Origin of the sequence: Flavimaribacter sediminis, assembly GCF_019492055.1 — a bacterium.
Classification (GTDB): Bacteria; Pseudomonadota; Alphaproteobacteria; order Rhizobiales; family Rhizobiaceae; genus Flavimaribacter; species Flavimaribacter sediminis.
On sequence record NZ_JAICBX010000001.1, the window covers coordinates 1,582,133 to 1,605,629 of the forward strand.

General features: G+C 53.1%; 21 protein-coding genes. 7 read left to right on the forward strand and 14 right to left on the reverse strand.

Annotated elements, in window-relative coordinates:
- Nucleotides 1-60 precede the first annotated feature (60 nt).
- Nucleotides 61-1,107 carry a DMT family transporter gene (locus tag K1W69_RS07525; protein WP_220227667.1) on the reverse strand — a complete coding sequence of 349 codons (1,047 nt, stop codon included), beginning with the start codon at nt 1,105-1,107 and terminating at the stop codon, nt 61-63.
- Between K1W69_RS07525 and K1W69_RS07530 the strand changes: the two genes are divergently transcribed.
- Nucleotides 1,090-1,737 (forward strand): cytochrome c oxidase assembly factor Coa1 family protein, encoded by a 648-nt coding sequence (locus tag K1W69_RS07530; RefSeq protein ID WP_220227668.1) that lies wholly within the window; start codon nt 1,090-1,092, stop codon nt 1,735-1,737. The genes K1W69_RS07525 and K1W69_RS07530 overlap by 18 nt on opposite strands.
- Nucleotides 1,738-1,739: 2 nt before the next feature.
- Here the strand turns inward: K1W69_RS07530 and K1W69_RS07535 are convergent, their stop codons facing one another.
- Together K1W69_RS07535 and K1W69_RS07540 are read right to left on the reverse strand one after the other, a co-directional pair.
- Nucleotides 1,740-2,207: a hypothetical protein gene (locus tag K1W69_RS07535; RefSeq protein ID WP_220227669.1), complete on the reverse strand. Its 468-nt coding sequence runs from the start codon at nt 2,205-2,207 to the stop codon at nt 1,740-1,742.
- A gap of 75 nt (nt 2,208-2,282) precedes the next feature.
- On the reverse strand, nt 2,283-2,657 hold the full coding sequence (locus K1W69_RS07540; RefSeq protein WP_220227670.1) for a hypothetical protein: 375 nt from the start codon (nt 2,655-2,657) through the stop codon (nt 2,283-2,285).
- Between the two features lie 398 nt (nt 2,658-3,055).
- On the opposite strand from K1W69_RS07540, the gene K1W69_RS07545 reads away from it, so the two are divergent.
- Complete coding sequence (locus K1W69_RS07545; RefSeq protein WP_220227671.1) at nt 3,056-3,724, forward strand: LexA family transcriptional regulator; 669 nt, start codon at nt 3,056-3,058, stop codon at nt 3,722-3,724.
- A gap of 323 nt (nt 3,725-4,047) precedes the next feature.
- Here K1W69_RS07545 and K1W69_RS07550 read toward each other — a convergent pair whose 3' ends face one another.
- The 4 genes from K1W69_RS07550 to K1W69_RS07565 form a co-directional block, all read right to left on the reverse strand.
- Nucleotides 4,048-4,476, reverse strand: coding sequence for a PaaI family thioesterase (locus K1W69_RS07550; protein WP_220227672.1), 429 nt, complete (start codon nt 4,474-4,476; stop codon nt 4,048-4,050).
- 33 nt (nt 4,477-4,509) lie between these two features.
- Nucleotides 4,510-6,072, reverse strand: a complete 1,563-nt coding sequence (locus tag K1W69_RS07555) for a trimethylamine methyltransferase family protein (protein ID WP_220227673.1) — start codon at nt 6,070-6,072, stop codon at nt 4,510-4,512.
- A 422-nt stretch (nt 6,073-6,494) separates the two neighbouring features.
- Nucleotides 6,495-8,306 (reverse strand): TRAP transporter permease, encoded by a 1,812-nt coding sequence (locus K1W69_RS07560; protein ID WP_220227674.1) that lies wholly within the window; start codon nt 8,304-8,306, stop codon nt 6,495-6,497.
- 65 nt (nt 8,307-8,371) lie between these two features.
- Nucleotides 8,372-9,343 (reverse strand): TAXI family TRAP transporter solute-binding subunit, encoded by a 972-nt coding sequence (locus K1W69_RS07565; RefSeq protein ID WP_220227675.1) that lies wholly within the window; start codon nt 9,341-9,343, stop codon nt 8,372-8,374.
- A gap of 139 nt (nt 9,344-9,482) precedes the next feature.
- Here K1W69_RS07565 and amaB point away from each other — a divergent pair, with 139 nt between their 5' ends.
- Both amaB and K1W69_RS07575 read left to right on the forward strand, forming a co-directional pair.
- Nucleotides 9,483-11,012 (forward strand): L-piperidine-6-carboxylate dehydrogenase, encoded by a 1,530-nt coding sequence (amaB, locus tag K1W69_RS07570; protein ID WP_220227676.1) that lies wholly within the window; start codon nt 9,483-9,485, stop codon nt 11,010-11,012.
- A gap of 39 nt (nt 11,013-11,051) precedes the next feature.
- A complete protein-coding gene (locus K1W69_RS07575) occupies nt 11,052-12,329 on the forward strand; it encodes an NAD(P)/FAD-dependent oxidoreductase (protein WP_220227677.1) in 1,278 nt (425 codons plus the stop codon).
- Between the two features lie 22 nt (nt 12,330-12,351).
- Here the strand turns inward: K1W69_RS07575 and K1W69_RS07580 are convergent, their stop codons facing one another.
- A complete protein-coding gene (locus K1W69_RS07580; protein WP_220227678.1) occupies nt 12,352-13,758 on the reverse strand; it encodes an MFS transporter in 1,407 nt (468 codons plus the stop codon).
- 221 nt (nt 13,759-13,979) lie between these two features.
- Between K1W69_RS07580 and K1W69_RS07585 the strand changes: the two genes are divergently transcribed.
- Entirely contained in the window at nt 13,980-14,963 is a 984-nt protein-coding gene (locus K1W69_RS07585) for an aldo/keto reductase (protein ID WP_220227679.1), read from the forward strand.
- A 496-nt stretch (nt 14,964-15,459) separates the two neighbouring features.
- Here the strand turns inward: K1W69_RS07585 and K1W69_RS07590 are convergent, their stop codons facing one another.
- Together K1W69_RS07590 and soxR are read right to left on the reverse strand one after the other, a co-directional pair.
- Nucleotides 15,460-16,218: a M15 family metallopeptidase gene (locus K1W69_RS07590; protein ID WP_220227680.1), complete on the reverse strand. Its 759-nt coding sequence runs from the start codon at nt 16,216-16,218 to the stop codon at nt 15,460-15,462.
- A 44-nt stretch (nt 16,219-16,262) separates the two neighbouring features.
- Nucleotides 16,263-16,763: a redox-sensitive transcriptional activator SoxR gene (soxR, locus tag K1W69_RS07595; protein WP_306308767.1), complete on the reverse strand. Its 501-nt coding sequence runs from the start codon at nt 16,761-16,763 to the stop codon at nt 16,263-16,265.
- A gap of 156 nt (nt 16,764-16,919) precedes the next feature.
- Between soxR and K1W69_RS07600 the strand changes: the two genes are divergently transcribed.
- Both K1W69_RS07600 and K1W69_RS07605 read left to right on the forward strand, forming a co-directional pair.
- On the forward strand, nt 16,920-17,585 hold the full coding sequence (locus K1W69_RS07600) for a D-lyxose/D-mannose family sugar isomerase (RefSeq protein WP_220227681.1): 666 nt from the start codon (nt 16,920-16,922) through the stop codon (nt 17,583-17,585).
- A gap of 27 nt (nt 17,586-17,612) precedes the next feature.
- The gene (locus tag K1W69_RS07605; RefSeq protein WP_220227682.1) at nt 17,613-18,554 is read left to right on the forward strand and encodes a carbohydrate kinase family protein; all 942 of its coding nucleotides are present in this window, start codon (nt 17,613-17,615) and stop codon (nt 18,552-18,554) included.
- 15 nt (nt 18,555-18,569) lie between these two features.
- Here K1W69_RS07605 and K1W69_RS07610 read toward each other — a convergent pair whose 3' ends face one another.
- From K1W69_RS07610 to K1W69_RS07625, 4 genes are all read right to left on the reverse strand, one after another.
- A complete protein-coding gene (locus K1W69_RS07610; RefSeq protein ID WP_220227683.1) occupies nt 18,570-19,136 on the reverse strand; it encodes a DUF6362 family protein in 567 nt (188 codons plus the stop codon).
- A gap of 92 nt (nt 19,137-19,228) precedes the next feature.
- The gene (locus K1W69_RS07615) at nt 19,229-20,839 is read right to left on the reverse strand and encodes a GMC family oxidoreductase (protein WP_220227684.1); all 1,611 of its coding nucleotides are present in this window, start codon (nt 20,837-20,839) and stop codon (nt 19,229-19,231) included.
- Nucleotides 20,840-21,244: 405 nt separating this feature from the next.
- Nucleotides 21,245-22,033 carry an NAD-dependent epimerase/dehydratase family protein gene (locus K1W69_RS07620; protein WP_220227685.1) on the reverse strand — a complete coding sequence of 263 codons (789 nt, stop codon included), beginning with the start codon at nt 22,031-22,033 and terminating at the stop codon, nt 21,245-21,247.
- A gap of 280 nt (nt 22,034-22,313) precedes the next feature.
- Nucleotides 22,314-23,444 (reverse strand): DUF2336 domain-containing protein, encoded by a 1,131-nt coding sequence (locus K1W69_RS07625; RefSeq protein ID WP_220227686.1) that lies wholly within the window; start codon nt 23,442-23,444, stop codon nt 22,314-22,316.
- Between the last annotated feature and the right edge of the window lie 53 nt (nt 23,445-23,497).

Sequence of the window (23,497 nt, forward strand, 5' to 3'; positions counted from 1 at the left end):
TGGAACTGTAATCACACTATCCATGACACACCCACACGTATTGCCAGACAAACGTTCTGACTATTCGGCGCCCGGATCCGCTTGAGCGCGCGATTGCGGTTGTTCGATCAGGATAAATGCGAGTCCGGCAATTACGACCGCGCCTCCCGCTAACGCGGTCAATGTTGGGCGTTCTCCCAGGAAGGCAATGCTTCCTGCAACGGAGAAAACGGGCAACATCAGCAGAAATGGCGCAACCTGACTGACTGGGTGTTTTCTCACTAGCGAATACCATAACGCATATCCGAGCGCGGTCATGACCAAGCCAAGATAAATTACTGCCGTCCAGTCAACCCATTCGGCCGTCATCATGGAATTCAACTGGTTTTTCTCCAGCAGAAAGGACATGATGAAGAGCTGCGGCGCAGCCCATATGGCGACCCAGGCCGTGGTGGTCAGCCCGTCGATTTCCTTGAGTGTGCGTATCATTGCCTGTCCGATCGCCCACGTAAATGCACCCCCAATGACAAGCAGCACCGAGACCCAGGCGGCGCCAATTTTCGGTTCACCCATCATCAGCGCAACGCCGACAAACGCCATCGCGATTCCGATCCATTTTCGTATGTCCGGCGTTTCTCCGAGAGCGAAGACGCCGATTAGCACAAGGAACGGCACTTCAAGCTGGACAACGAGAACCGCCACCGAAGCATCGAGTCCCTTCAAACCATTAAAGGTCAAACTGTACTGGATGGCGGCGGAGACGACGGCTATCCAGAAAATTCGATGTAACTGCCCGGTAGGTGGACGGACGAACCAGACCAAAGCCACAGCCGTTACACTGAAGCGTAAAGCCATCAGGAAAATTGGAGGAAACTGGTCCAGAGCGGCCTTGGCGAACACGAACCCCATTCCCCAGACCAGCGCAACGAGGAGGCCCATGGTCACGTCAATTGGCGACAATCTATTCATATCACTGTCTGCATTGTCCTCGTGGCACGCGTCTGGGATCGATATCCTGTCTGGGATATACATATCATCAGAAACACCGCAAAGGTGACGATACAATTTTGCAATTCCGATGTTGTGGCCATTCCATCCGGAGAAAATTTCATGCCTTTGCCAGATCAACTGTACGGAACGCCAATTCCGCCGCATCTCAATCGTTGGAATTGGGGCGCATTTCTAATGAACTGGATCTGGGGAATAGCCAACAACACCTGGATTGCATTGCTGATGTTCGTACCATTTGTAAACATCGTCATGCTGTTCGTTCTGGGAGTAAAAGGTAACGCCTGGGCCTGGAACAACAATCTGTGGCGCGATGAGGCGCATTTTCTAAAGAGTCAGAGACGCTGGGCCATTGCCGGTTTTATCTGCGTTGCGTGTGTGCTCGCTCTCATCGCCTATGGTGGCGACAAGGCTTTGAGCTTTCTGAAGAACACCGACGTTTATCAAATGGCGATGGAGGAAATCACGTCCAATCCAGCGGTTAGTGCGGCGCTTGGTGAACCAATCGACGCCGGTTTCTGGGTTACGGGAAACGTCAATATGGACCTGATGGACGGCAGTGGACATGCGCAGTTGCACATCCCGCTTTCGGGAACCAAGGCGTCAGGCGATGCAATGGCGCAAGCAATCCGATCAGATGGAAAATGGATTATCGAGTTGCTGATCGTGAAGGTTGACGATTACTCGGAACCAATTGTTGTGATCAACACTCGGAATAAACCGATTCCAGGCTCCCCACAGGAGATCTAATATCACTCAACGCGTAGATCAATGTTCTGGATTTCCTGAAGAATCAGAATCCGCATAGTATGGCTGACAGGCACGCCAGAGCGCATGGCACGAGCTCTTTCTCGGATGCTCTTGAGATCAATCTCATCAAACAGGTCGAACAGTTCCCCTCCCCTTTCCGCCAGCATTGGGTCGAAATCAATCAATGCGGAAAGCGCCGAGATTGTTTCGGCATACAACTCGGCGGCGTTGTTTTTCGTTTCCACAATGAGACGCAGGACCAGAGCCAGATGTCCAGCGCCATTCTTAGATGCAATTTTCCTTAACGTAGCGCTCGAAAAACAATCCCGATCGCCCCTCGCGCCGTTGTAGCGGTGGGACCCATTATAGAGGCGAACACCGCATTGCCTCGCAATTCGGTAAATATCATGCTTGGGTTTTCCTTTGATAACTATCGGATTCTGACGCGCAGTCGATTGGACGTCTTTCATAATTAACGATGCAAATTGTCATAAATAATGGAAAGGAGGCCGAGCTTCCGGCAATTAGTGTGAGTATACTCACCGCTATTGGGTAACGCCTTGTTTGTCATCGCCAATTTCAAACAGACCCAGCATCTCTCCCGCTTGTCGCCGCGTCATTCCCTCGAGAAGCAGGTTGCAGTAGGTCTGTTCGAGCTCGGAAGGAATCCAATAGCCGCGACGCTGTCGTTTTCTGATTTCCAAGTGTCGGGATGCGCCTAACTTGGTTTCTCGCGTTTGTTCGCCAATTACATTCTGCAAAGCATGTCCCTTACGAATGTTGAGCCTGGCGGCGCGTCGACGGATTGACTGTGCCGATATCCCGAAATGTCGTGCTATTTCTTCAGTTGAGGCATCCCCGCCAAAAAGTTGCAAGACGCGAATCTGCTGGCTTTCGGATAGTTGGCTTAGAGACTTCATCACTGGTCTTCCTTGCTATTCAGGATACTGACGTAGGCCACCGACACATCCGTGTATCTAACTTCCGAATTTCTATCGGCGTCGATCAAGACCGTTCTATCCACAACGCGACGCATAACTTTGCGTATACCGAAGTCTTCCGTAGTAAGATGATCAAATGTTTCCGTTTTGTTCTCATTAAAATGATGACTGAAAATATGGACGCGATTATCTTCTCCCTCAGGCAATGCCTGTGGGATTGAATTGTGCAACATCAGGTGGATACTCCCGGCAAACGAGTTGGATCAGATACCATTTACACACTATGCCATTTTGGTATAATTGTCAATCCTGAGCCTGTACTGAAGCTAAAAAATAGCGCCTTTGGAAGTCCGTGGATTGAGGATTGGAATTGCTGAATGAACGCCATCAGGAAACTGCGTGAGCAACGCAATCTGACACAAACAGAATTGGCAAGACGGGCTCAGACTTCGCAACCTCAGATCAATCGCCTTGAAACTGGGGAACGACAACTTTCGAAGGAATGGGCGGAAAAACTTGCCCCTCATCTGGGTATTTCGCCGGCTGAGCTTATGTTCGGCCTCGGATCGGATGACGGGTCCGCAGAAGCATTCTCGGACTCAGAAGGAAATGGGTCAAATGCAGCAATTGGTTCACGCTTGATGAATAACACCAACGATGTTCCCGTTTACGGACAGGCAGTCGGTGGAGACGATGGCGAGTTCGTGCTGAACGGAGAAAAACTCGACGATGTATTTAGACCACCGAGTTTGTCATCGGTGATCGACGCTTACGCTGTTTACGTTACCGGAAGCTCGATGGAGCCGAGATATTTTGATGGCGAGGTCGTCTACGTCAATCCAATCAAAAAAGCGCGGCGCGGCGACTTCGTCGTGGCGCAGATTCGGGACCCTGAACGCGAGACCACTATGGCCTATGTGAAACGATTCGTGCGCTGGAATGAGAGAGAACTCGTTCTATTTCAGTACAATCCCGAGAAAGAGCTGAAATTTCAGGCGCGGGATGTCATTTCCGTGCACCTCGCGGTCATGGGCGGTAGTGTCTAGATCCAGTTTCGCGTTAAAACTGTGACATATTTGCAATTGTCGAAGATAAAAGGACACGCATTTGGCGAGTCCGGTTTCAATTCTAAATCGTTTCAGTAAATTCAAGCCGTTTCAAGGCTCACAGCCCAGGGCGGTGTGGCTGTATTACGTAAATTATTGCATTTGGCTTCGGCCGCCGGGCTTCGATTGGCACTTTCATTTTAATGCCAATCGGAGTCCGTTTTGTTCGTAGCGCTGGGAAATCCGTTCGTCAGCAGCGGCAGATACCGACGGTCTGACTGACGAATTGCAATGACCATTTCGTCATCAGGAGTGTGGTGTGTTTAATCGCGCGGCCAGAGCACCATCTGAGTGCAACGGAACTTCGCCATCACTTTTGAATTCTTTAGCGAAACAACCTCTGCATCCCAAACCTGCGTCATCCTGCCCTTGTGGGCCGGGGTAGCAACGCAGGCGACAACGCCTTCGAGAGCTGTACCGAGGAAATTGGTGGATAGGTCTATGGTCGTGAAACCGACTGCTCCATCCGGCAATGATGCAACTGTGCCATAGCCGCAACAGGTATCTGCCAGCGTGACAACTGAGCCTGCATGAAGAAAGCCGTTCCAGGCGAGCAGATGCTTGTGGACGCTAAACTGCGCCTCGACACGCTCAGGCGTAACCATGACAAAGTTGAAACCCAGATAGCCCGGCAAATACTCCGAGCCGCGCGCATTCCATTCTTCAATCGTTTCTGGAATCGAGACCTTCATCGACTTGTCTTCACTCCTCCGGCAATTCGAATATCAGAAGTCTGTCGGAACGCCGCCCTCAGCCTTTCTTCGCTCGACAAAATCCCGCAATTCCGCAGCGACGGCCGGGTCGATATCCGGTTGCTGATACTCGGCCAATCGCTCTTTCCATATTCGGTTGGCTTTTTGCATTGCGGTGGGCTCGCCCGCCTGAAACCATGTCTCGTAGTTCCGCCAGTCGCTGAGAATCGGCGAATAAAAGGCGTCCTGATAGCGTGATTGGGTGTGTGGACTTCCGAAGAAATGGCCGCCAGGACCAACTTCTGCAATTGCCTCCAATCCCAACTCGTCTTCCGAGAAGTCCATTGGCTTGAGAAATTCGGCCACCATCTGCAGAAGGTCGATATCGAGAATGGTTTTTTCGAATGAGCAACACAGGCCACCTTCCAGCCAACCGGCTGCATGCTTGATAAAATTTCCGCCGCCATTGATGGCGCCCCAGAGAGAGAATACGGATTCGTAGGCTGCCTGAGCGTCTACGGTATTGGCTGCGCAGACATTTGATGTGCGATAGGGAATCCCATAGCGTCGCGCGAGTTGACCGCCCAGATGCTGCGCTTTCATATATTCCGGAGTTCCGAATGCCGGTGAACCCGATTTCATGTCGACGTTCGATGTAAATCCGCCATACATGGCCGGAGCGCCGGGATTGACCATCTGGCTGAATGCGAGCGCGGCCAGGGCTTCCGCATTCTGCAGGACGAGTGCGCCGGGTATCGTAACCGGAGCCATTGCTCCCGAAAGCGTAAACGGGGTAATGACGACCGGCTGACCCATTCCCGACATATCGATAATGCCCTGCATCATCGGAATATCGAGTTGGAGTGGCGAATTGGTATTGATGATTGTGTAGACGGAGGGCTCTCGACGAAGCGTATCTGCGCTGACACCGCGCGCGATCCTGGTCATTTCGATGGCGTCCGCGACCCTTTCGTGACCGAGCGAGTAGATACAAAAGGTCTTGTCCGAAAGAGTTATCATGTCTGAAAGACATTCGAGATGACGCACCGAAGCGTGAATATCGATTGGTTCGACCGGATAACCGCCAACCGTATGCAATATCGAATGCATCTGCGCCAATCGCAGAAAATTCCGGAAGTCGTCCTGATTGCCGCTCCTGCGTCCATGATCCAGATCAGAGCAGTTCGGCGCGCTTGCCATCATGGCGAAGATCAATTTGTCGCCGCCGACCTGAAGATTGTGTTCTGGATTACGGGCGTGCAGGGTGAATTGCGACGGAATTGTTTGGAGCGACTCCATGACGAGGTCCGGATCCATCCGAACACGCATTCGGCCCGGAACCACTTCCGCGCCGGCCTTTTTCATAATTTCGCGAGCCCCGTCATGCAGAACGCGAATCCCGGTTTCGGAAAGCAGCCGCAGCGAAGCTTTGTGGATTTTCTCGACTTCTTCTTCCGACGCCAAATCAATCGGTGCAAACGCGCGAACCGGCTGTTGAAATGCCTTCTGGACGGCGCCGCCAGCGGAGCGTTTCCTGTCTCTGCCGCCCCTGCGTCGACCCGATGGCGCTTCGTCTGGAATGATGATGTCGTTCATAGCTTGTCTCGCTGCTGTCGAAGTGCTGAATGTCTGTCGCAAGACCCAAAATGTCTTAGGAAAATATCCTGAATCCGAAATATTCCCCGACCTTGTTTTAAAAGGCTTGCCCTGTCCAGCCCTTTCTGTGGCGGGACTCGGATCTTTAGGTGCGCTATTCGTTGCTTTCCGGCAACATTCCGAAGTTTTTTGATCTGAAGGTCAAAAATTTCTGGAGAAAACGGGAATTCGGCATTTTGCTCATTTGGACAAGCCGTTAGCATTGCGACTCATCAGATGCATGCAGCGCCGCTGGTGCGCAGACCTGACCATCAAGTTTCTCGTTTCGTACCGCGTTTTCGGGACGCATCTGACACTCTACAGCATTGCCGGGGGGCATGCCTCGAACCGGAGCTTTGTTTCACCGCAAGGTTCCGGTTCGTTCACGGAGTAGCGACCAAAGCCTTGATAATAACTGGAGTAAAGACGATCGCGGCTCCGAGCACCGCCAGAAGGGCTCTTCTCCAGAATGTCTTGCGCACAATTATCGCCCAGGAGATCAGTCCGAGTCCGATTGAGAGTTGCAGGAACGCCAGAAGCGCCGGGAAAGGCCGTCCGACAGGATCCAGAATATCGCTGTCGGCGATCATGCCGAGCGGGATGATATAGAGGCCTATCCCCAGAGACATTGCCGTGACGGCGACCCTTATCCAGTTCTCGCCAATCATTCCTGCTGCGATGAAAACCGGACCGCAAACGGGTGGCGTAATCGTTGAAAGGAGCGCGAACCAGAAGACGAAGAGGTGCGCCTGAAGCGGTTCGAGGCCAAGTTCAATCAGGGCGGGCCCCGCGATCGAAACGCAAATGACGTAGGCAGCGGTCGTCGGAACTTCCATCCCCAGTATGAGACAGGCGACAGCTGTCAGCAGAAGTGATAGCCACAGCATTCCTCCGGAGCCTGAAAGAATGAGTGACGTCACTTTCACCCCGAGTCCGGTGATTGACAGGACGCCGATAACGATAGAGGCGCAAAGGATAATCGATGCAATCATTGAAACCTGCTTGGCCGAGGTAATCAACGCGTTTTCAATTCGCTGCAATGAACGTTTCAGGTTCCACTTAAAGTCGGACCCGGCAAAGAGCAGGATAAATGATGCTACGATCGCCATGCATGCGGAGAATTGTGGCGTGTAGCCTGCGCCAAACATCCCCCACATGAGGATGGCGAAAGGGACAAGAAAGAACCCGGCAGTAACAGCTACTTCGCGAAAATTCGGACGATCGTCTGCATTGACCGCTTTCAGGTCATATCGGCTGGAATAGGCGTTGATGCCGATCCACACGGTCAGAAAATATAAAAGCGACGGCAGGAAAGCCGCCGCCATGATCGTCGTGTAGGGAATTCCTGTCAGTTCGACCATGACAAAGGCCCCTGCTCCCATCAATGGCGGCATGATCTGACCGCCGGATGAGGCTACGGCTTCGACGGCGGCGGCCAGACGTCGCGGATAACCAAGCTTCGTCATGGCCGGCAGCGTGATTGCGCCTGTCGAAGCGACATTGGCCGAGGCCGATCCGGAAATCGAACCGAACAGCGCTGACGAAATCACGGATATCTTTGCTGCGCCTCCCTTCAGGCGACCGGCCGAGAGCACGGCGACATTCATGAAACCCTGACCTGCTTCGCCAGCGTTAAGAAACGCGCCGAATATGACGAAGATCGCAACAACAGAAACGGAGACGCCGGTAAGACTACCCCACAGACCGCCTTCGGCAATCGTCAGGGTGCCCAGGAAACTCCCAAGCGGCGTGCCCGAATGACCAAACTCACCGGGAACGTATTGGCCAAACAGTCCATAAGCGAGGGCAAGCATTGCTATGAGAGGCAATGGCCAGCCGATCGACCTGCGAGCAGCTTCAAGCGTGATCATCAGCAGGGCGCCGGCGACAACCAATTGCCAGCGATTTTCCAGGAAGCCGTACTGGTCAGCAAGCGCGTCGTGATAGACGACGATCCAGAGGCAGGACAATGTGCCAACCAGCCAGAAAACAAACCCGGTAATTCTCGACCAACCGGGACTGGAGGCGAAAAGGAAAATCCAGGGTAGAGCCAAGGCCATGTGCAGCGGACGACTCACCAGGTTGGAGATGAGCCCATAGAAAATCAGGCCAAGATGAAAGGCGACAAGAACGAGCGCCAGAGATATCCAGACGACTCGAGTCGGTTTCAAGGTCGCGCTGATTGTCTGGAACATGCAGAAACTCGAAGTGTCCTGTTCGCCGATCGGTCAAGGCGACCGGCGAACAGGAGACATACAGATTATTTCAGAGATTCGTCGGTTGGGTAACCGACTTCCTTATAGAATCTGGCGGCGCCTGGATGAACCTTGCCTGTCATGTTCGGCATAAGCGTCTCGTTGACCCCATTCCACCAAGGGGCTGACTTGGCCATGTGTTGCAGGCTTTCCCAGTAGTCTTTCGCAAGCAAATAAGCCGTATCATCATCCATCTCGGTTGTTGTATAGGCGACGACCGGAAGCGAGGTGGTGATGACTTCCTGAGTCTGGCCCGCATAAGTGTTTGCGGGGATGACGATCTGGGTTCGTCCGGTCTCCTCTATTTCCTGTCCGGTCATCGACAGGATTGTAATGGGAAGTGACGCCGCCGCCTCCGTGACATTGGGCGCAGGATAGGAACCCGCCGTCACGAAACCGTCTATCTGTCCGTTCTTCAGAGCAGGAACGGCATTGGAAAGCTCAACATCGGCAATCTCTACCTTACCTTCAAGCCCGAACAGTTCGAGGTAACGCGCGCCTTCCCTGGCGCCGAATGACCCTTTGCCAAGCAGCAATGTCTTGCCCGCCAGTTGTTCGAAATCCGTCACGCCGCTCTCTTTGGACATGACGAAATGCATCGTTAGCGACGGGATCGGGAAAAGAGCGCGGATAGTGTCGAATTTGGGATCCCCCTTTCCCTCGAACGGGCCCTTACCCTGCTGCGCAAGAGTGACCAGGGAAGGAGGCGTTGTGAAGACATAGTCTGCGCCACGCCCCCTCACCTCCATTACGTTCTGAACAGATCCCTGGCTTTCTTCGTTCGTGACGATGATATCCCCGTCGGATGCCTCCTTGACGGCTTCTGATATCTGAACGCCCATCTGATAGTAGGACGATCCTGTCTTTGCCGATTTGTAAGTCACGCGCGTCTCCGCTTGGGTCGCGGACCCAAGGCTGAGCGCAAGCAGTCCCGCAAAGCCGAACAAGGCTGTGCGAATGATGAATTGATTTTTCATGGTTTCCTCCCGATATGGATGAGCCCGTCCGGCTAACGCCGACAATACTGTATGAAGGCAATTGTTTATCATAGAGAATACGTGTCAAGGCTATCGCGATCTTGAAATGCGTCTTCCGAACCAGCATGAAGAGCGGGTAATGAGACGCTCAGGAGCCAGAAACATGATTGCCGATGAAACCGCAGAAATTCTGTCCAGACTTGGCGTGGACGAGAAACTTTACACATCAGGTGAGTTGGCGGTCTCTACGCCTTTGACCGGTGAAATTATCTCGAACGTAAAACAGACCGGAGCTGAAGAGGTCTCATCCAAAATCGAGGACGCCCACCGCGCATTTCTGCAATGGCGCAACGTGCCAGCGCCCCGCAGGGGCGAGCTCGTCCGCCTTCTTGGAGAAGAATTGCGAAACGACAAGGAGGATCTCGGAAGACTGGTGTCGATCGAAGTCGGTAAGGTTCCGTCCGAAGGCGCGGGCGAAGTGCAGGAAATGATCGATATCTGCGACTTTGCCGTTGGCCTGTCGCGGCAACTCTATGGTTTGACAATCGCAACGGAGCGAGACGGTCACCGCATGATGGAAACCTGGCATCCGCTCGGCGTGGTTGGCGTCATAACCGCATTTAATTTTCCTGTGGCGGTGTGGTCCTGGAATTCCGCCTTGGCGCTCATCTGCGGCAATACGGTCGTATGGAAGCCGTCCGAAAAAACACCGCTGACCGCTCTGGCGTGTCAGGCAATTCTGAAGAAGGCGCTTGATCGTTTCGGCGATGCTCCGGAAAACCTGCTGACGGTTTTGATTGGCGCGGGCGACGTTGGTGAGGCTCTTGTGGACAACACGAAGGTGGCGCTCGTCTCAGCGACCGGATCGACGCGTATGGGCCGACTGGTAGGTCCCAGGCTCGCCTCCCGGTTTGCAAGACAGATTCTCGAACTCGGGGGCAACAACGCCGGTATCGTTTGTCCTTCTGCCGACCTCGAGATGGCGCTCCGCGCAATTGCCTTCGGGGCAATCGGCACCGCCGGGCAGCGTTGTACGTCGATGCGCAGGCTTTTCGTCCACGAGGATGTTTACGATCAACTCGTGCCCCGTTTGAAAAAAGCTTATGAAACGGTCTCGATCGGCAATCCGCTCGAGCAGGATGTTCTTGTCGGTCCTCTCATCGACCGCAACGCCTTTGAAGCCATGGAGGCTGCGCTGGAATCAGCCACAAAACAAGGCGGTGCGGTAACTGGCGGCGGTCGTGTCGATACCGGCTTGTCCGAAGCATACTACGTTCGGCCGGCTCTTGTAGAAATGCCGGAACAAAGCGGCATTGTTCTTGAAGAAACGTTTGCGCCGATTCTCTATGTGATGAAGTACACCGAACTCTCCGAGGCTATCGCTCAGCACAATGCGGTTGGCGCCGGTCTATCCTCTTCCATCTTCACCTTGAATATGCGCGAGGCGGAGCAGTTTCTCAGCGCCACTGGTTCCGATTGCGGCATAGTCAACGTCAACATTGGAACCTCCGGCGCTGAAATCGGTGGAGCTTTTGGAGGAGAAAAAGAAACCGGCGGAGGACGGGAGTCGGGTTCGGACGCCTGGAAGGCCTATATGCGCCGTTCCACCAACACGATCAATTATTCCGATAGCTTGCCGCTGGCGCAGGGCGTTTCTTTCGACATCTAGTGGAAGCCAGTTCCCAGCCTCGATTGGAGACAGATATTGATGCAACTCAATAGCATCGCATGGTCTTTCTCGGCGGGCGAACCACTGGACACCGACAGGCTTGACGGTGACACGTCAACCGATCTGGTCATAATCGGCGGTGGTTTCACGGGGTGCTCCGCCGCACTTCATGCAGCAGAGGCTGGCCTGGGTGTTTGCCTGCTGGAAGCGGAGACCATTGGTTGCGGTGGCTCCGGACGGAACGTCGGCCTGGTAAACGCCGGTTTGTGGACGCCACCGGAGGATGTCGAACAGCTATTAGGCGCTCAAGAGGGGCGTAAACTCAACGAATATCTTTCCGGCGGACCTGAGCTCGTCTTCGAACTGATCCGTAAACATTCCATCGAATGCAGCGCAATAAGAACCGGAACGCTACATTGCGCTCATTCCGGTGGCGGAATGCGGGACCTGGAGCGCCGTTACAATCAGCTTAGACGGTACAATGTTCCTGTCGACATTCTGGATGCGAGTCAAACCGCGGCGCGCACCGGCAGCAATGCCTTCGAAGGCGCGTTGTTTGATCCACGCGCAGGGACTATCAATCCGCTGGCCTATTGCCGCGGCTTGGCGAGAGCCGCGATCAAGGCGTCGGCCAAATTTTGTGAAAAAACGCCGGCAACGGCGATAAAACGGAAAAATGAACGATGGCTGGTCGTCACGCCTACAGGCTCTGTATCCGCGCGATGTCTGATGATTGCCACCAACGCCTACACCATTGCGACCGATGGCATGCCGTCCATGGGGCATACGAGAGTTGACTACTGCCAGTTTGCGACTGCGCCATTGTCTGATCATGCGCGTGCTTCAATCCTGCCCGGGCGTGAAGGATGCTGGGACACCGCTCCAGTCATGTCGTCTTTCCGCCTTGATCGTGAAGGCAGATTAGTCATCGGCGGCATCGGTTCGCTGGACCACCCGGCGGCTTCGATTCATGCGCGATGGGCGAAGAGAAAACTCGCTTCACTGTTTCCTCAATTGGCCGAAGAGCGCTTGGTGCATGGATGGTCGGGGCGGATCGCCATGACCCGGGATCATCTGCCAAAGATTCTCGAGCTCGGGAATTCAGGATATGCCGTATTCGGCTATTCCGGTCGGGGAATAGCCCCCGGAAGTGTTTTCGGCAAAGCTGTCGCCCAAGCTATTGCAGCCGATACGCAATCCGAACTGCCGCTTCGCTCCGTCGAATCCTATTCCGAGAATTTCCAACGGTTTCGACAGATGTGGTTCGAAGGCGGGGCGCTGGCTATTCATGCTCTCCAGTCTGTAAAGCTTGGTTGAAACGGGCTGTTGCTGAATTCGATCACTCGCGCGGTCGGGCAAACAGATAAAGTGCTGCGAGGCCGAATACGACCGGCAACAGTGGGGCTGCGAATACCGCTGCAGCTATTGGCTCCGGTCTGCCTCCAGCATCCATCGCGGCTATGCCGGATGAATTGGCGACGATACCCAAATAGGCTGCGCCGAATGCGAATCCCAGCCTCTGCACCGTCGGCATGGCGCCAGATACTCTACTGACGTCATCCTCATCCGCCGCCTGTGTCGCCACTCTGAGAATGAACGTCCACGCCGTTCCGTAACCGCTGCCCATCAGAATGGCGGATATGAAAATGAACCATATCGGACCATGCGGAATGGACAAGGCCAGGCAGGCGATACTTGTAGCGACGATGCACATCCCGATGGCCGCCATCGTTCGGTCGTGTCGCTCCGAAATGCCGGATACGATTACAGCCATGACCGACCACGCGAGGGATTCGCACAAAAGCACATATCCCGCTGTCAGAATGGATACGCCGTGAACGGCCATCATGAGAACTGGCCCGTAAAGTCCAATGGCAATCGTAGCTGCTGAAAAACAGAATACGACAGCGAGAGCGGCGTTTGTCGCCCGGCTGACGTCGACGGGATTTCTGGGAAGCAGTCTGTCATTACCCGACGCCATATCAAGCTGTAAAAAACGGGCAAGAAGCAGAAGGGCGAGAGCCACGAAGGCGGTCGTTTTGAGCAAGGACACCTCAATTCCGGCCCAGGCAATAGAGACAATGGAAGCGGTCAACCACAACAAACGCCGGATTGGAAACGGACTGTTGTCACGAGTATCTTTGGCGGCGCTCCGTATGTGACTGCTGGATGCAATCCAGACTGCCAAAACAATGCCTTGTCCGGCGAAGGCGAAAAATCCAGCACTCCAGGAAAGGTATTCCACAAACAGCGCTCCAAGAACCGGCCCCACGAACGAGGCAACGCCCCATAGCGCTGAGATGACTGCAATCAAACGACCTGTCAGGCGCGACGGAAACAGGGTTGCAATGGATACAAAAGACATCGCCATCATGCCGCCGCCGCCGAAACCCTGAAGCAATCGGCCAGCCAAAACGACATTCATGGACGGAGCAACAGCACTGACCAGACAACCAACCGAAAAGAGAAATGCAGCCACGGCCATCGGCGTCCTTACGCCATAGCGCGTTGTCAAGAGACCGCTGGCTGCGCCGGAAACAATGGAACCTACTTCGTAGAGAGCAATATTCCAGGGCAACGCACCGATTCCACCGATATCAGCAACGATTGCCGGCATCATGGTGGCGACAAGCAATCCATCAGCGGCGTGCAGCCAAATCCCGAGACACACTAGAACAAGCGCTGATGCGTGATCTGTTTTGAGAAGTTCGCGCCAGCGAACCAGCTCTTTACTGCCTGTTTCCACGTTTGCCATCCAGTCGCCACCGACCAAAGATTCGGAAGGGAGACGGGACTTTAGCTGCTCAACTTAACTTGAGGTCAAGGATGTTAATTCATTTGTTATTAAAACGAGATGTCAATAATGGCCAAATACTGTTTCACAACAGATGATATATCATTACGATAGCAATTAGCCGGCTTTTTCCTACGCCAGTCAGGTTAATACCAATCGTATCGGAGATGTCTATGAACAAGAGAATGCTTGGGAAGGATGGACCTCTGGTAGGCGCTGTAGGGCTCGGCTGCATGAGCTTTGCAGGCTTTTATGGCGCGACGAATGAAGCTGAGTCACACCGCACTCTTGCTAGAGCGGCTGAATTGGGAGTGACACATCTTGACACCTCGAACGTCTATGGAGCTGGCCTTTCCGAAAGTGTGATTGGAAGCTTCTTAAAGTCGCATCCGCATCGATTCTCGATTGCGACGAAAACTGGAATTGTCGCTGGGCCGCCGCGGAGTTTCAACAACTCAAAAGACCATATGCGAAATACCCTCGAGGAATCGCTGCGCCGTCTTGGAGTCGAACATGTCGATTTGTTCTATGTCCATCGTCGAGACCAAACCATTCCGATAGAAGATGTCGCTGGATTCCTGGCGGATTTCGTTGCTGAAGGTAAAATCGGAGGCATTGGTTTTTCAGAGATTGCACCGTCTTCGTTGCGTCGCGCAGCGCAAATACATCCTGTCCGGGCGGTTCAGTGCGAATATTCCCTATGGACACGCATTCCGGAGCTTGGATTAATCCAGGCTTGTGCCGAGCTTGGCGCAGCCTTCGTTGCTTTTTCTCCGCTTGCTCGCGGAATGTTTGCAGACAAAATCCCTGATCCTGCCGCATTCACTGAACGCGACTTCCGCCGTGAAAACCCTCGCTTCACCGAACCGAATTTCAGTTACAATCGCAAAGCTGTCCAGAAGTTTATCAACTACGCCCAAGATCAAGGCGCGCCCCCTGCATCAATGGCGCTGGAATGGGTGCTTAGGCAAGGCGATCATATAATAGCCATTCCCGGGACGCGCACAGCAAAACATCTGGAACAGAACGCGCTCGCCGGTGACCTCAAGCTGAGTGACGAACAGTTGCATGCAATTGATAAGCTGCTTCCTGCAGGCTTTGCCCATGGATTCCGCTACACGGACAAGCAATTGGTTGGCATCGAGCAGTATTGTTGAAAATGCTTTGCGCCGCATACCCTCTTCAGAAAGAACTCCGTTGTGGTCGAACCGTGGCTACAACTGTTGCAAAGTGTAATGTAGTATGACTATAAGAATCACGGTTTGTTACGTCTCGAAACTATTTGGTATTACTCTGTCTTACGATGTATATCGGTGATACTTGGGCGCTAAATGAAAAAACCAAACACTCGTTCAACACCTGCTTCTGGTAGGTACCGTAATATTGTTAATGGTCATCGCCGACTTGCTAAGATTTGCCGGAGTAATTCACCTGTTGTGCGAAGAATGCGTTTGAGGCGTATGCAAAAACTTGCTGCCAAAAAGAACACTGAAGAATAGGTCTACCACCCTCCTCCGCCGCCCGAGAATCCGGACGATATGCTGTTCATTGAATAGCTGATGTGACGACTGTCAAATGAACCTCCATGATACCAGCCGGGACACCATGTAGCGGCCGCAGTAGCCGCTGCTGCAGGTGTCAACCAGATTACTTTTATTCCGTCCCGGGAGGATCGCAATATCCGTACCAGGCTACTTCGTCGACGCCATCGCTGTTGACGACGTAGAGTTGCGTACCACGGTCGAAATGCCAGAACTCCTGAGGATAGTTCGCAAAGCCTGATTTCGTCATCGCCCAATGCAGCAATCGTCTATTGCGCATCGGTGGGTGATCGGCGTTGCACTTCCCCTCGGAATGCAAAAGCTCGAAAGCAGCTGTGGGCGTGTAGTCGCAAATTTCATCGAAACCAGACCCCATATCCAGAAGTTCGCCAGTGGTAAGTGACCGCAATGTCAGGTCCACCGCCCCGCCGGTTGCGTGGACCGGCCAAGTCTGAGGATCGTCCTTCTCGAACCGGTGCGGATTGGAAACATATTTGATGACTTCATGGAAAACTGCAGCGTCGTTCATTTCGGGATATCGCTCACGAACATCATATTCGACATGTCGCCACAGCGCCTTTTGCGCCTCGACGGTACGATAGGCGTCCCAGACAAAAACCTCCGCATCGTATTGCCTTAGAAAAGCATTGGCGTGGCGCAGCGATTGCAGAACGCCCGCTCTGCACCAGATATCGGGAAGGCTGCCGCGCACCCGGTGTCCATAGGGAGGATTTTCGCCATCGTTCTGATAATAGTAGGACTTGCCTGCGATGCCGGAGCCCGTCACGCAAACCAGTGGTTCGGCGTAGCGAGGATCCGCGCTGTTTATCGGTATGTCGGAATAGCCGCCGGCGTCTCCGCAACGAGACATACAAGGGACAGGAACAGAATACGGATTATCGAGCCGGCTAATTCTCAAGTCTCCTTATATTCCGATGAGTCGCCAAGCAGATAACGCGGTCCTGCGCCCCCCTTTCCCGCCTTGTCATCCGGGTTCAACAAAGCGCATGCCCGCAAAGAAAGACAACCACAACCGATGCACCCGTCAAGATTGTCCCGAAGCCGTATCATGCGTTGGATACGGTCATCCAGCTCTTTCCTGAAATTGCGACTTATATTGCTCCAGTCCTTCTTGTTAGGCGTTCTTTTCGCAGGCAAAGCGGCGAGTTGCTCGCGGATTTGCTCGATCGTAAATCCAAGTTGTTGTGCGATTTGAACAAAGGCCAAACGTCTGATGTCCGACCGTACAAACCGCCTTTGCCCTGCAGCGTTTCTTTCCGAGTTCAGCAAACCCGCGGATTCATAATAACGGATCGCTGAAACACTGAGACCAGTTCGTCCGGCAAGGTCTCCAATCCCGATCGTCTTCATGAGCGCCATAAGTATGATATTGATGTCTTTTGGATTGACTTTCAATCACTCAAGCAGGCTTAGCGCAGTGAACCGATCGTAGAAAAACTGGAATCTCTGTCAACTACGGGGGGCGAACTCATAGGAGCACGGCGTGTATCCAGAACCCAAATTCCCGTTCAGGCATTGCCACGCCGAGCACGAAATTATAGATGGACCGCGATGAAACGATCAGAAATCAATACTATTCTTCACGAAGGCGACGCGTTCATACGAGGCCATGGTTTCATGTTGCCGCGCTTTGCCTCGTTTGCTCCGGATGAGATGCGGGCTCTTGCCGATACGGCAATATTTAAAAACAGGCTTGGTTGGGACGTCACCGATTACGGAGAGAAAAGGTTCTCCGACTATGGTCTTTTTCTTTTTACGATCAGGAACGGCAACATCGAGGATTTAGCGAATAGATCCGGCATGCTCTACGCTGAGAAGATCATGATATCGCGTGATAGTCAGGTTTGCCCCATGCACAGCCACTACTCGAAAGTGGAAGATATCATCAATCGCGCAGGCGGCGACCTTGTTCTGGAGTTGTACGGCTCGCATGACGACGGTTCCATTGATCGTGAAAAGGGCGTGGAAGTTGCCGTCGACGGCATGGTGCGATCGATACCCGCGGGAGACAAATTGAGGCTGATGCCTGGCGAAAGCGTAACGCTTGTGCCGGGCGTTTGGCATGCCTTCTGGGCTGAGAATGGCGATTGCATGATTGGCGAGGTGTCTACGGTCAACGACGACCTCAATGACAACTGGTTCGAAGATGAAATCGGACGCTTCTCTGAGATAGAAGAGGACGAGGAGCCGTGGCGGCTTCTCGTTTCCGATTATTGAGCCTTTATCGAGTGGTGGATTAAATACATGTACCTCGTTTGCGGCGAAGCACTGTTCGATTTCTTTCAGACTGACCGGCCGGAGGGCGTGAACGCGGTCTACGATGCGCGCATTGGCGGCTCTCCCTACAACGTCGCCATGGGGCTTGCCCGGCTGAAGGCGCGTGCGTCTCTGTTTACAGGCGTTTCCCACGACCTGTTTGGCGACCGCATCGTCGAAGCAATCGAGAAAGAAGGCATCGACAATTGGGCCGTCGTGCGAAAGGAAGAAGCGCCTACAACCTTGAGCTTTGTCGGATTGGATGCTCAAGGCTCGCCTGCATACGCTTTCTTCGGGAATGGCGCCGCCGATCGCTCACTTGCTCCTGAAGATCTGCCGCTCCTGCCCCCAGATGTCGCATGGCTTCATTTCGGATCATATTCTCTCGTGACGCCCCCGACATCGTCGACGCTCTTCAGCCTTCTTGAGCGTGAAAAAAGCCGTTTCATATCTCTCGATCCAAACATACGTCCGACGGTCGTATCAGATATGTCCATTTGGGAAGCGCGGCTATCAGCAATGCTGCCTTTGGTGGATTTGGTGAAGGTCAGCACGGAAGATCTGACGATGCTCTATCCGGACAGAGATCCGTTGGACACCGCGCACTCCTGGCTGGAGGATGGTCCGCGCCTCGTTGTCGTCACCGATGGCGGGAGTGAGGTGATCGGACTGACTGAAAATGGCGTTCATCGCGTCGCAGTTCCGGACACCGAGATTGTCGACACTGTCGGCGCCGGCGACACGTTTATGGCGATGCTTATGTATCTTCTGGGCAAGGATGGAAATCCCTCACGAACGGTGGATTCTCTCAATAAAGATCAGTTTTCCAGCATCCTCGATATCTGTGCGCGGGCGGCCTCTTTAACCTGCACGCGCCGCGGTGCTGATCTTCCCCGTTATGATGACGTACGCGCGTTCCTCAAGGATTGAGCGCATCCTGCCGCTTCAAATGCGCTGAACGGATCTCCGCTTTGGTAATTCGGCGTCGACCGCCGGCTTCGCATTTTCCTGCATCCAATGATTCAAGCGCTTATGTTCATTTAAACGCACGGGCGTTCTGTCTTCCGCCCATTGCTTGCTCGCCAACTCAGTGTTCGCGACATGCGCCGCGTTGAGTCTTAGAGAAATTTCCGCGCATATATGAGTAATTTTTCTGCGCAGGCCGCGTTCCGTGTAGCCGTTGATTTTCGCCAGCGTTGCAAGGGTGCATCCCTTGCCGCATTTGATCCTCGCCCACTCGTAGAGAAGTTCTCGCTCAGCCTGGTCCGGCAAAGCATTGATCCATTCCCAGCACTTTTCCATCCTGTCCAGCGCTCCAGGCGTCGGGGTGCGCCTGTAGCGTGGCCTTGATGCGCCATAAGCCGCATGTTGTTCCAGGATCGTATCCGGCATGGAATTGCGTATGTCGGCCGGACCGTGTGCGCGTGGACAAAGCATCAATGTTTCAGCGGCTTCAATGACCCGGTTTTCGACTGCTTTGGTCGTCCACGCCTGAAATTCTGTTTCTTGCAATATCACCACCCCCAAAAAGAACATAACAGGAACATAGTGCTTGGCGCGGAGGAGTCAAACACCATAGGCGACATTCCACAAAAAGATCTGGATCAGGACTTGTCATCCTGAATGATCATATCGCTCGCCTTCTCGGCAATCATGACGGTAGGAGCGTTTGTGTTGCCTGAAGTGATCATTGGCATGACGGATGCATCGACCACACGCAGCCCTTCAACTCCATTCACTTTCAGTCGGTTATCGACGACTGCAGCATCGTCATCTCCCATCTTGAGTGTGCCGACCGGGTGAAAAATCGTGGTGCCTATGTTGCCCGCAGCTTCTATCAGGTCATCGTGGCTCTGACAGTTCGATCCCGGCAGATATTCGTCCGGTCTGTATTTCGCCATCGCCGGTTGCTGCAAAATGTTTCTTGTAATTCTGATAGCTCGAACGGCCGTGTGCCTGTCAGCTTCAGTGCTGAGATAGTTCGGTGCGATGACTGGAGCATCGCGCCAATCGGCAGATCGCAGACTGACCTGTCCCCTGCTATGTGGTCTCAGATTACAGACCGAAGCGGTGATTGCCGGGAAATCGTGCAACGGATCTCCAAACTTGTCGAGCGAAAGCGGTTGTACGTGATATTCAAGATCGGGCGTCTCGAGTGACTGCTCCGATTTGACGAATGCGCCAAGTTGACTGGGCGCCATGGACATCGGTCCAGACCGCATCAGGGCATACTCCATGGCGATCGATATCTTGCCGAACAAGTTTGATGCGCGCTGATTGAGCGTCTTTGCATTGCTGATGCGGAAAATCGTCCTGAGTTGAAGGTGGTCCTGAAGATTTTTTCCGATCGCATCGTTGGCAAGGATGCATTCGATGCCAAACTCGGAGAGAACGTCTGGAGGTCCTAATCCGGACAGCATCATCAATTGCGGAGAATTGACGGCCCCTGCGCTCAGCAAGACTTCATTGCGGCATTCAGCAACAAAGGCCTGTCCATCTCGGGAAAACTCTACGCCGGTTGCCCGCTTGTCACGAATGATAAGCCGCGTCGCCTGGGCTCTCGTAACGACTTCCAGATTCGGACGGGAGCGGACAGGCTTGAGAAATCCGCGCGCCATGTTCCATCGAAAGCCATTTTTCTGATTAACCTGAAAGTAGCTGCAACCTTCGTTGTTGCCTCGGTTGAAGTCATCAACTTTCGGGATGCCGGCCTGCTCACATGCATCTCGGAAACTGTCCAGCACGTCCCATCTGAGCCGCTGTTTGTCGACGCGCAACTCACCTCCGCGTCCATGGAGGCTGTCATTCTCAGCCATATAGTGGTCTTCGGATTTCAGAAAGTACGGCAGCACGTCGTCCCAGCCCCAGCCAGTATTGCCGAGTTGCCGCCAGCGATCATAGTCAGACGCCTGACCGCGCATGTAAATCATGCCATTTATTGAAGAACAGCCGCCGAGAATCTTGCCGCGCGGATATGCTATCGAGCGTCCGTTGAGGCCTTTTTCCGCCTCTGTACGAAATCCCCAGTCGGTTCTCGGATTGCCGATGCAATAGAGATAACCGACCGGAATTTTAACCCAGATGTAGTCGTCATTACCTCCAGCCTCGAGAAGCAGTACTTTTCGGTCGGGTCGTTCGGAGAGACGATTTGCAAGCACACATCCTGCCGATCCTCCGCCAATGATGATGTAGTCGAACTGTCCTGCGGAATTCACGGCTCCCCTCCCGATCCTTGCGTAGAATGGACTTTACGTCCTTACGATATCAATTTCTTCACCAGAATACCCTGAAAGCCAGTTCCTCCCAATCTGCACCTGGACGAAGATAAACGTCGTTTTGATTGTGTAAAATACAAAACAGATTAACTTTTAGGCGAAACACAGTTGCTTTTCTCATTTTTGCTTATATTAATACTCGCAGAATGTTTGATCTGCTATGCACTGGAAGAATGGATGAAGTATTCTATAGGTTTTCAGAGATGCAATTATTGTAAATCCTGACTTGACCGGTGAGCCTTGTTTTTCTTGAAAACAATACCGGTCTTCCCCGCAAGCTAGCGATCCGCCCGTCGCTTTCTTGCGGGGAACTCATCCTGGAAATTGTATTGATTTTCCTATTCCTTAGCGGGACCAACCAGTTTTATTAATAAGCGTGCTCGACAGTTTCGACAATATTATCTGCGTCTTGTTCAAGCCGTCACGCGGCTTGTAACCAATACGTTTACGCGCTCTGGTCAGTAGATAGCGGCTGTTCTCGACATCTGAGGTGAGGTTGAGGGCTGTAAATCCGCGGTTTTCAGCGGAAATTGAGAGCTCTATCGCCTGCAGGAAATCAGAATCGCTCAGCCACACCTCACGCAGTCTCTTTGGCGCCCTGAGCACATTTTCTCGAACATTGTAGCGTGGCGACCATCCAAGACGCAGGCTGATAACATCCGGATGGGCGGCCAACAGTTTCTCGCACCGGAGTTTTGACCGACCGTAATCGCCTGACGGTTTCGGCGGCAGGTCCTCAGTGATCCGACGCCCGGATTCGCGATACCCGTCCATCACACGCAGACTGCTGGCAAAAACAATGCGACCGACGTTGTGCATCCTGCATGCCTCCAGGACATTCACCGTGCAATCGACATTCTGTGATTTGAGCGTGTCGGGTGAAGAACTGACTTTCGGCGTACCTGCCAGGTGAATGACGACATCCACACCGGCGAATAAACCCATCCAATTGCCCGGCATCGATAGATTGGCAATCCGTACATTGAGATTTGGATGCGGTATCTGATCGACAAAAATGGAATTTTGGCTGTTTTTTACCAGCTCGCGCGCTAGTTTTGATCCGAGATTTCCGGTCGCTCCGGTTATCAGCACCGCAGGCTCGGTTTTCGACGTGTCATGGCCGTTTTGTGGCACGATACGATCCCCGAATGAAACTGCAGTGATGCAACTTCAAACGCAGCAAGATTAAGTTTTCAGGATTACTTTTTATTTGCGAATTAAATCATTTTAATCTGATGCGCAAGGTACCGGAGGACCCAAGGTAAAATATTATTTCTTACCTTAACATATTGCACAATTTTTGTGCATAAACACAGAATATTTCGCGAGAGTTGATCGCATTTACACCAATCATTGTTGATCCTTTTAATACAACCGAATCCACAAGCGGTTTTCTGTATCGGGTTCTGCAGGATCAGGCAGCTGCGATCGATAGCGCGTATTCTTTGGCTGAACGGCGTTGATACTCAAGGTTCATTCGTTCAACGAGTTGAAACAATTCAGCGACCGGCTTGTCTCCCTGCTGACGCCGCATAATTTGCATGTGTCTATTCATGATTTGGTCAGGAGACATCTCGGATTTGCCCATTGCTGCATCGCGCCAGAGCAACGTCGATTGTACGAATACCTCTCCAATCGACCTCTGAATGCCACAGGAATTGAATAAAGAAGCTATTGAGGCGCGGCGGCCGTCGACCAGTATGGCGCGGACGCGAGCCCTGGCCATTCCGGATATGCCGGCAATCGCTGCAGCGAAGAATTCGATGTTTCCTTTGCAAAGAACATGCATAAGGAACGCTGGAGAGAGGTCGCCACGGATTCTCAAATGTTCTACCAGCGCCGGGATTTCTGATTCACGCACATTGTCAGTTAGCGTAAAAATTGCCCTTTCGCATGCGGACGCTGTGACTGCTGTCACCCGTCCGGTTCCAACTACTGATGAAACAAAGCGAGATCCCGCCAACGCACTTCCAACCTTGAATATGAGCGCATGACGTACATCGCACGGCAAGTCATCTCGATCGATCAGACTGGAACGCACGTCTGCATCGTCCTCGTACCGGTCCCAGATCCGATCAAATGAAACGCTCGCGATCCTGGCGTGGCGGTTTTGCAAAAGTTCACTTACCGCCAGGCTGCAACCGACTTCGGCTACCGCCGCGCAAACGGAGGAAGACAGGTTTCGACGCATGGCGACAGCAAGCTGTAGTCCGGGTCTGCTGTCAGCGACAAAGTCCACGAGATCTGCGTCTTTAAGAACAGGTGAACAACTTACAACGAGGCCAGCGATATCCAGCTGGTCACCAGCAAGACCCATTATGACGGCGCGTGGTATGCGCGGGCTGAAGCATATTGCTTCGGCCAGTCCAAGACGAACTAACGGAGAAGGATCATCGAGCAGGAAAATCATCGCAGCTTCGGCGGCCCTGGCTTCATCTTCTGACATGTTTGATTGGATGTAAGCTCTTCCAAGTGCATTCGCCGCTCTGGCGCGATCTATTGCTTTTGCATGTTTTGACCACTGGAGGAATTTTTCGACGATCATTTTTCGGTTACCGGTTTCGGCGTTGCAGATAATGAACTCATAGCGCCGAATAG

Bases quoted from the DNA above. Each gene is read 5' to 3' on its own strand.
- K1W69_RS07530 (WP_220227668.1), top strand. From the start codon at position 1,090: ATGCCTTTGCCAGATCAACTGTACGGAACGCCAATTCCGCCGCATCTC.
- K1W69_RS07535 (WP_220227669.1), bottom strand. From the start codon at position 2,207: ATGAAAGACGTCCAATCGACTGCGCGTCAGAATCCGATAGTTATCAAA.
- K1W69_RS07540 (WP_220227670.1), bottom strand. From the start codon at position 2,657: ATGAAGTCTCTAAGCCAACTATCCGAAAGCCAGCAGATTCGCGTCTTG.
- K1W69_RS07545 (WP_220227671.1), top strand. From the start codon at position 3,056: ATGAACGCCATCAGGAAACTGCGTGAGCAACGCAATCTGACACAAACA.
- K1W69_RS07550 (WP_220227672.1), bottom strand. From the start codon at position 4,476: ATGAAGGTCTCGATTCCAGAAACGATTGAAGAATGGAATGCGCGCGGC.
- K1W69_RS07555 (WP_220227673.1), bottom strand. From the start codon at position 6,072: ATGAACGACATCATCATTCCAGACGAAGCGCCATCGGGTCGACGCAGG.
- K1W69_RS07560 (WP_220227674.1), bottom strand. From the start codon at position 8,306: ATGTTCCAGACAATCAGCGCGACCTTGAAACCGACTCGAGTCGTCTGG.
- K1W69_RS07565 (WP_220227675.1), bottom strand. From the start codon at position 9,343: ATGAAAAATCAATTCATCATTCGCACAGCCTTGTTCGGCTTTGCGGGA.
- amaB (WP_220227676.1), top strand. From the start codon at position 9,483: ATGAGACGCTCAGGAGCCAGAAACATGATTGCCGATGAAACCGCAGAA.
- K1W69_RS07575 (WP_220227677.1), top strand. From the start codon at position 11,052: ATGCAACTCAATAGCATCGCATGGTCTTTCTCGGCGGGCGAACCACTG.
- K1W69_RS07585 (WP_220227679.1), top strand. From the start codon at position 13,980: ATGAACAAGAGAATGCTTGGGAAGGATGGACCTCTGGTAGGCGCTGTA.
- K1W69_RS07590 (WP_220227680.1), bottom strand. From the start codon at position 16,218: ATGTCTCGTTGCGGAGACGCCGGCGGCTATTCCGACATACCGATAAAC.
- K1W69_RS07600 (WP_220227681.1), top strand. From the start codon at position 16,920: ATGAAACGATCAGAAATCAATACTATTCTTCACGAAGGCGACGCGTTC.
- K1W69_RS07605 (WP_220227682.1), top strand. From the start codon at position 17,613: ATGTACCTCGTTTGCGGCGAAGCACTGTTCGATTTCTTTCAGACTGAC.
- K1W69_RS07625 (WP_220227686.1), bottom strand. From the start codon at position 23,444: ATGATCGTCGAAAAATTCCTCCAGTGGTCAAAACATGCAAAAGCAATA.